The sequence below is a fragment of the Microbacterium paludicola genome (genome assembly GCF_039529675.1).
Classification (GTDB): Bacteria; Actinomycetota; Actinomycetes; order Actinomycetales; family Microbacteriaceae; genus Microbacterium; species Microbacterium paludicola.
This window is the reverse complement of record NZ_BAAANG010000034.1, coordinates 1-6,466: the sequence shown is the minus strand read 5'-3', so window position 1 is coordinate 6,466 and position 6,466 is coordinate 1. Positions and strand designations below refer to the sequence as shown.

Here is a 6,466-nt window from a genome sequence, read left to right as displayed (position 1 = left end):
TAGCCGAGCCGCTCACACTCGCGGCCTAAACCGAACCTGTCACCAGTTCGTTCCTCACGCCCTCCCGACGTCCAGCGTGCGGTCATAGTCGAGCAGCCGCGTGGTCAGGTTCGTGCCCGGCCAGAACAGCGCGTCGGGGTCGCTTGAGCGCGGGTGTGCCACCTTCAGCGCGCGGAGTTCGGCGGTGAGCTTGCGCGACATCACCGGTACCTCCCGCGTAGACCGGCGCGACTTCGGCGTGCCGGAAGTCCACTCGCCGTGGATGCGCTTCCTGGTCTGGCGGACCTCGATGTGCCCCGCGGCGAAGTTCACATCGCGCACGCGCAGACCGGCAATCTCCGCGGCGCGCAGTCCCGTGAACGCGGCGAACCGGATCAGGGTGTCGTACGGCTGCGGTAGCGCTGTGGCGAGACGCTCGATCTGCGTGGCGGTGAGGAAGACCGGCGCGAACCCCTCGGAACGCTCGTTCTTGGGCAGTTCGACACCCTCGGCAGGGTTGTAAGCGATGAGCCGGTGCCGCGCCGCGTAGCGGAACGTCTTGTTCAGCAGCACGTAGTGGTTGTGGATGGTGTTCGGGGCCAGCCCGTCCTTCACCAGATCCGCGATCCACGCCTCGACGTCGGCGGGGGTGATCGTGGACACCTTGAGCGCGCCGAACCGCGGCAGGATCTTCTTGTCGAGCAGGTTGCGGTACTGCGCCACCGTTCCAGGCTTGAGCCGCGTACTCGCCGCCATAAGGTCGTCCGACACGGCGCGGAAGGTCTGCGCGCTCTTCACGAGGGGCTTGGTCGTCTCGCCGGAGTCCTTAACGGTCTCGACCTTCAGCGCGAAGCGCTCAGCTTCGCGCCTCACGATGAACGTCTTCTGCATCTTCTTGGCGCCCTCGCGCCAGTGCACTTCGTAGGCGATGCCATTGGGTGCCTTCTTGCGGGCGACTTCTCGAATGTGGGCCATGTCAGGCCACCGCCTTGTCTGCGTGAGGAGCGTTGCGCTCGAGAATTCGGGCGACGGTGCTGGGGTGCCATCGGCCGCCGCGCCCGGTGGCTGTGCCTTCTGCGTTGAGACGGTCGGAGATCGCGGACAAGGTGAGGCCCGCGGCGTGCAGGTCGAGGACGCGCCGCTCGCTGGTGGCCGGCAGGGTTCGAGGTCGACCCAGCTTGACGCCGCGGCGCTTGGCTTCCTGCAAGGCGGCGGACGTGCGCTCCCCGATCAGCTCGCGCTCGAACTGCGCGAACAGGATCAGGAACCCGGCAACCATGCGCCCCACGGCGGTGCGGGTGTCCAGGTCGAAGTCCAGGACGGTGATCGACCAGCGGTGCTTGCGGCTCGTCTCCAGCAGGTCGCCAAAGTTCACGATGCTGCGGGAGAGCCTGTCGAGCTTGGCCGCGACTATGCCGTCAGCTTCGCGCGGCGGGCGCTTCTTCCCGGGGCGGCGTGGCTGCGTCAGGGCAGCGAGCATGTCGTTCAGGCCGGGCCGGTCTGCGGTCGCGCCGGACACGCCGTCATCTTCGAACCACCGCACGACGCGGTCTCCCTTGGCCTCTGCGTGGGCGAGGATCGCGGTGCGCTGGGCATCGATGGACAGGCTGGTAGGCCGGGTGACGTCCGCCTTGCTCACGCGCAGGTATCCGTACAGGTCGCGGTTCATGTTGTTCTCCTTGCTCATCGCGGGTCGAACATTTGTTCGAGTGAGAGGAATTCTCGTGCGCAAACGGACGTTTCGGCAAACTGCTCCGGAGTCTGGCTCAGGGCTAAGCAATCTGCTCGCGCTTAGTTGGCCATTTACGCCAACGGAACCGGCTGGGTGGCCCCGCCGTAGCCTCTCGGCCTTCTCGTGTGGCTACGGTGGCTCCCTGTGTGGCGCTGGCCCCGTCCCCGCGCTCTCGTCTCGCCCGACGCCGCGCGAACACGGCATCCTCGGCCAGCCGATAGGCGCGCATCCACAAGTCGGGGTCACCCGCGTCGATGAGCGCGTGCACAGTCGCGACGGCCAGCACCTCCATCCGGCGAACCTGCCTGCGGGTCGCGGGCGGCGTCTCGTCAGCCATGTCAGCCGCGCCGCATCTGCGCCTTGGACACGCGCGCACCGGGGACGGGCGGCTCGCCCCTGGCGACGCGCTCCCCGATGCGCTCGGCTTCCATCGGGGACGCGCCGCGGTCGAGTGCGGTCAGGTAGGCCTCCCGACCTCTGCGGGTCGCGGCTGCCTTCTCGGCTCGGACCGCCCGAGCTGCAGGGGAGCGTTCGAGGTTGGCGCGCTCGGCTGCGAGCTTCGCGGCGCGGTCGGCTGAATCCTCCGACTGCCGCGGAGTCTGCACGTCGTCGCGTGCGGGCGGCAGGCCCTTGCGGCGGCGCTCTGCACGTTCGCGCTCCTTGTCGAGCAGCCACGAGTCGTCGCCGTCTTCCACGACCTCCGCGTCGATCACGTCGCCGTCGTCGCCGTCCTCTTCCACATCGACCAGCACCGACTCCAACACGTCGTCCCAGGTCTTGGTCGTCACGCCAACTTCGACGGTCTGCGTGCCCGCGAGGTTCGCCCGGTCGAGCAGGTCACGAGCAGCCGCGAGCTTCACGTTGTCCGCGACCTTGGGTGACTGCATCAGCTGGATGAGCCGCGACGCGGCGAGGTCGCTCGCCATGAGGATGCGCACCTGCGCCTTGGCACGCACCTGCGAGGCCGCGCCTCCGTGAGTGCGACAGACGTTGCTCCCGGCGATCGCAAAGTTCGCACAGGGCTCGCCGTTCGTCCGCCGTGCTGTACATACGTTGCCGCTCTTCCTACGTGCCTCCAATCCCTTGGGCGGCGGCGCGCCGTAACGCTGACGCTGCACCTTCTCGCTCTCAGGCTTCCGCTTCGTCATGGGTTGCACCCTTTCGTTCATGGCCGGCTACGGCCGAGTTGGAGAGTTCTTCTGCTGTCGTCCCAGCGACCCGCGGGTCACGGTCGGTGTAGTGACCCTCTGCGACCCCTAAAGGGGATCGCGGGTCACTATCACCACCGCACTGAACCGGGATGCGCGGTTCACGGTTCACGGGTCACGGGTCACCGCCGGATTCGTCTGCGATGTAGTGCCGCGTTGCCGCGTTCTTCGCGGTACCGGTGCGCTCGACGCGGATAGTGCCGGAGTCGATCAGCGCGTTCAGTTGGACCTCCAGCGCGGGTTTGCCGACTCCCTGACCGGTGCACGCGTTGAGTAGCGATCCGCGGACAACTCCCGGGTGCTCGCGCACGCAGTCGAGCAGTAGCGCGTCGCCCTTCTCGGACTTGCGTGCGCTCGCTGTCTCGGACAGCCGAATCTTGCTCTGAGCGCGCTCGTTGGCCTCACCGTTGAACTTGTCGGCGGCATACTGTGCGGCGGACATGCTCGCCACCTTGGACAGCACCAGCGACGAACCGAAGCTGTTCGGCATGAGCTGCAAAGCGCGCCGCTCGCCGTTCTTCTGCTTCTCCTGCACCAGCCCGACCAGGTCGCCCTTCAAGGTCTCGACGCGCACGTGAGCGCCCGAGCGCATCCGCAGATGGTCACCGCCGCGGGCGCGTTCGCCTGACGCGTTGGTGTGAGCGCCGACGATCACCGCGATGTCGAGGTACCGAGCGAGCGCCCGCAGACCGCGGGTGACGAGTTCCATGCCCTCGCCGTTCTCTTCGCCGTTCATGTACTCCACCAGCGGGTCGAACGCTGCCGCGACGACGGGGACGCGGTATCGACGCTCAAAGTCGCGAACGGTTCGCGCGACGGACGCGACACCCTGCGGAGTAGTCATGTCCACCGGCGTCGAGACCGCGCCGCCCGGCGCCAGGTCGGGGTGGTCGTGGAACTCGTTCCAGGCGATGATCCTGCTCTGCAACTGCTCCAGGCCCTCACCCTCGAACAGCAGCGTCGCGCCGCGGGTGACGTCGTGCCCGTGCCAAGGCACTCCGGCGCGGATGTGGTGCAGCATGTCGAGGATCACGAACGTTTTCCGCGCTCCCGGCTCCCCGAAGAAGCTCGAGAAGAACCCCACCGGCAACCAGCCGTCGATGACGTATCGAGCGGGCGGCATATCGAGGATCTGGTCGTCCGTGCGCACGTCCGCGATGAGGGTCAACCGGGCCTCGTCGTTCGCCAGGAACAGGGCTTCGATAGCGGTGAGCACGTCGTCCTGCGAATCGGCATTCGCATCCGCCTCGCGTAGGCGCTCCATCTCCGCGAGCAGCTTCTCTGCGGTGCCGCCGTACTGCCGGAGCCAGTCGGAGATGTCTGCGCCGTGTGTGTCGGTGAACGGCAGACCCAGTCCCCGCGGATTGATGATGTGGACCCGCGCGCCGACAGCGCGCAACGCCTTCGCCACCTTCTCCGCGCCACGCTCCCCGGCCAGATCGGCGTCATAGGCGACGAACACCTCACGGCCTGCGAGCAGCGACAGATCGCGCGGAGGGCTGTCAGCGCCGCCCGTGCCAGTGACGGCGACGTACAGCCCTTCGCCGTGCTGGCCCGCCAGTAGCGCGTCCCACTCGCCCTCGCACAGGAGTACCGGGAGCGAGTTGCCTTGGAGAACCTCCGTGAACGCGAGTACCGCCGTGCCGTGACCGGGCACGTTCAGCATCTTGTTCTTCGCGCTCGCACCCGGCAGATACCGGCGCGCATTGATCCACTTACCCAGCCCGATGCGCACCGGGATCGTGTAGCGCTCGCCATCCCAGCCGATCTTGAAGCGTGCGACGGTGGCCTCGGTGAGACCGCGTTGCTCGGTGAGATAGGCGAGCCGGTCGGGCTGGCTCAACATCATCTGGTCATGCCAGTTGTACGGCTTGTCCTGGTCTGGGAGGGGTACAGGGGCGCTCGCCTTCCGCGAGGACGCGGCACTCCCCGAGGGGTGCCCTCGCAGGCTGAAACCCCGTTCCCGCTTCAAGGTTTGCACCAGGTCGAAGACGGAACCGCCGTGCTCGCCCTTCAGGCAGTTCCAGACGCCAGCGTCCGGGTTCATCGACGCGGACGCCGACGTGGACGTGCTCGGGTCTTCACATAGCGGGCAGAACATCGGCTGCTCACCGTCCTCGGTCTCCCTGCCGCGGAACCAGGGTGCGAAGCCTTTACGGACGGCGTCCGGTTTGTACTTCTTCGGGCGCGCCGATGCGCGCTTGGTTGCCACGACGGACGCCTCAGCGGGCGGCGCGGACGGTGAAGGACTCCACCAGCGCGTGCAGATGGTCGTCCGTGAAGAACACGCGGTGGCCGATCTTCAGATGATCGACCTTGCGGTTCTCGACCATCCGCCGGAGCTGCCGCTCACTGATGCCGAGCGGGGCGAGGATGGGGGAGCCGGGCGCGGTGGCGTAGGTCCACAGCTGAGGATCGGTCGTGCGGGTCTTGGAGGTCATGTCGCGATTCCTTTGCGGTGATCGCGCGCAGAATGCAAAAAGGCGCGCGAAACGGGCTGTCAGCACCGTTCCCTAATCCGGGAAAGGTGGAAGCCACTCGTCTCGTACGCGCCGGGCCTATCCAAGGCTGCTCGTCAGCCAGCCGAAGCTGGGGTGTGCCGTTAGTGGTACTACTCGTTATTCGGTTATGGGGTCAATTATCGCCTACCGACTTGCTCCGGCGCAAACCGGGGCGTCGGTTTACCGCGGGAGAGGTCGATCGCAAATATTCGACACTTGCTTCTGCAACATTGCGAGCGCGTCACTCAGTCGCATGGTTGTGTATCCCCGCGTGGAGCCGTCTGGCATGTCTACGTGGATCTGCAATCCTGCCGCGGTGCGCTCATCAATCAGGCGCAGGAGGTCGTAGCCGCGCCGGGGCGTGGCTTGCAGGAGCCGGTAGCGAGGGGTGCCGGTGATGAGGCGCTTCGACCGAGGCCAGTAGACCGACTGCAGGTTCTCGGCCAGGTGGAACGCGCTGGCGCCGCCGTTCGCAGCCCACTCGCGCCACAGGGCGAGGCGACAAGCGGCTTCGGTCACCCGACCCCAGGCGGTCGGCAGGATGTCATCGACGGGCGGCGCGGTGTACCGCAGAGTCGCCAGTGCAATGGCCGGCAGGCGGAGCATCGGGGTGTCCGTGAGGACTACAGCGGGCGGCTCGGGAGGCAGGTTCCACGTCTCAACCGCGGGCGGCTCGAACGGCAGTCTCAGCGGCGCGAACACCCGCGGAGCGATACTTGAAGTTGAAGGCATGTCCGTTGTTCTTCTTCCTTTGCGGGTTCAGCCCCGCGGCGCGACCATCCGAGCGCCGCGGGGCTGTCTCATGTGCGACTCAGTTGTCGAGGTACGGGCTGGGGTCGATGGGACGGAAGCTGCTGATCGGCATCTGCCCGATCGCGTGCTGTGCCGCGGCGTAGGGGTCGGCAACCTTCTCCCGGTGCCACGCCACGTCCCGCTCGCTGGCGGCTAGGGCATGTCTGACAATTGCCGGGTCCAGGCGATGACGGCGTTGAGGATGACAGCGGCCCGGTAGGTGATCGCGAGTTTGTCGTAGCGGGTGGCGAGTC

At 67.0% G+C, this 6,466-nt stretch carries 6 protein-coding genes and 1 pseudogene; all 7 read right to left on the bottom strand.

Annotation, left to right across the window (positions count from 1 at the left end; all coding sequences use genetic code 11):
• Positions 1–54: 54 nt before the first annotated feature.
• The gene (locus ABD161_RS13355) at positions 55–954 is read right to left on the bottom strand and encodes a tyrosine-type recombinase/integrase (protein ID WP_344003865.1); all 900 of its coding nucleotides are present in this window, start codon (positions 952–954) and stop codon (positions 55–57) included.
• Position 955: 1 nt separating this feature from the next.
• Entirely contained in the window at positions 956–1,648 is a 693-nt protein-coding gene (locus ABD161_RS13350) for a recombinase family protein (protein WP_344003862.1), read from the bottom strand.
• Positions 1,649–2,049: 401 nt separating this feature from the next.
• Positions 2,050–2,859 carry a hypothetical protein gene (locus ABD161_RS13345; RefSeq protein WP_344003857.1) on the bottom strand — a complete coding sequence of 270 codons (810 nt, stop codon included), beginning with the start codon at positions 2,857–2,859 and terminating at the stop codon, positions 2,050–2,052.
• Between the two features lie 175 nt (positions 2,860–3,034).
• Positions 3,035–5,131 carry an AAA family ATPase gene (locus tag ABD161_RS13340; RefSeq protein WP_344003854.1) on the bottom strand — a complete coding sequence of 699 codons (2,097 nt, stop codon included), beginning with the start codon at positions 5,129–5,131 and terminating at the stop codon, positions 3,035–3,037.
• 10 nt (positions 5,132–5,141) lie between these two features.
• On the bottom strand, positions 5,142–5,360 hold the full coding sequence (locus ABD161_RS13335; RefSeq protein ID WP_344003851.1) for a hypothetical protein: 219 nt from the start codon (positions 5,358–5,360) through the stop codon (positions 5,142–5,144).
• Positions 5,361–5,600: 240 nt separating this feature from the next.
• Positions 5,601–6,122 carry a hypothetical protein gene (locus ABD161_RS13330; RefSeq protein WP_344003848.1) on the bottom strand — a complete coding sequence of 174 codons (522 nt, stop codon included), beginning with the start codon at positions 6,120–6,122 and terminating at the stop codon, positions 5,601–5,603.
• Between the two features lie 243 nt (positions 6,123–6,365).
• Positions 6,366–6,466 (bottom strand): annotated as a pseudogene (locus ABD161_RS13325) (IS5/IS1182 family transposase); the annotation flags it as partial.

What these genes read in the sequence shown, in the direction of transcription:
- ABD161_RS13355 (WP_344003865.1), bottom strand. Translation starts at nt 954, where the DNA reads ATGGCCCACATTCGAGAAGTCGCCCGCAAGAAGGCACCCAATGGCATC.
- ABD161_RS13350 (WP_344003862.1), bottom strand. Translation starts at nt 1,648, where the DNA reads ATGAACCGCGACCTGTACGGATACCTGCGCGTGAGCAAGGCGGACGTC.
- ABD161_RS13345 (WP_344003857.1), bottom strand. Translation starts at nt 2,859, where the DNA reads ATGACGAAGCGGAAGCCTGAGAGCGAGAAGGTGCAGCGTCAGCGTTAC.
- ABD161_RS13335 (WP_344003851.1), bottom strand. Translation starts at nt 5,360, where the DNA reads ATGACCTCCAAGACCCGCACGACCGATCCTCAGCTGTGGACCTACGCC.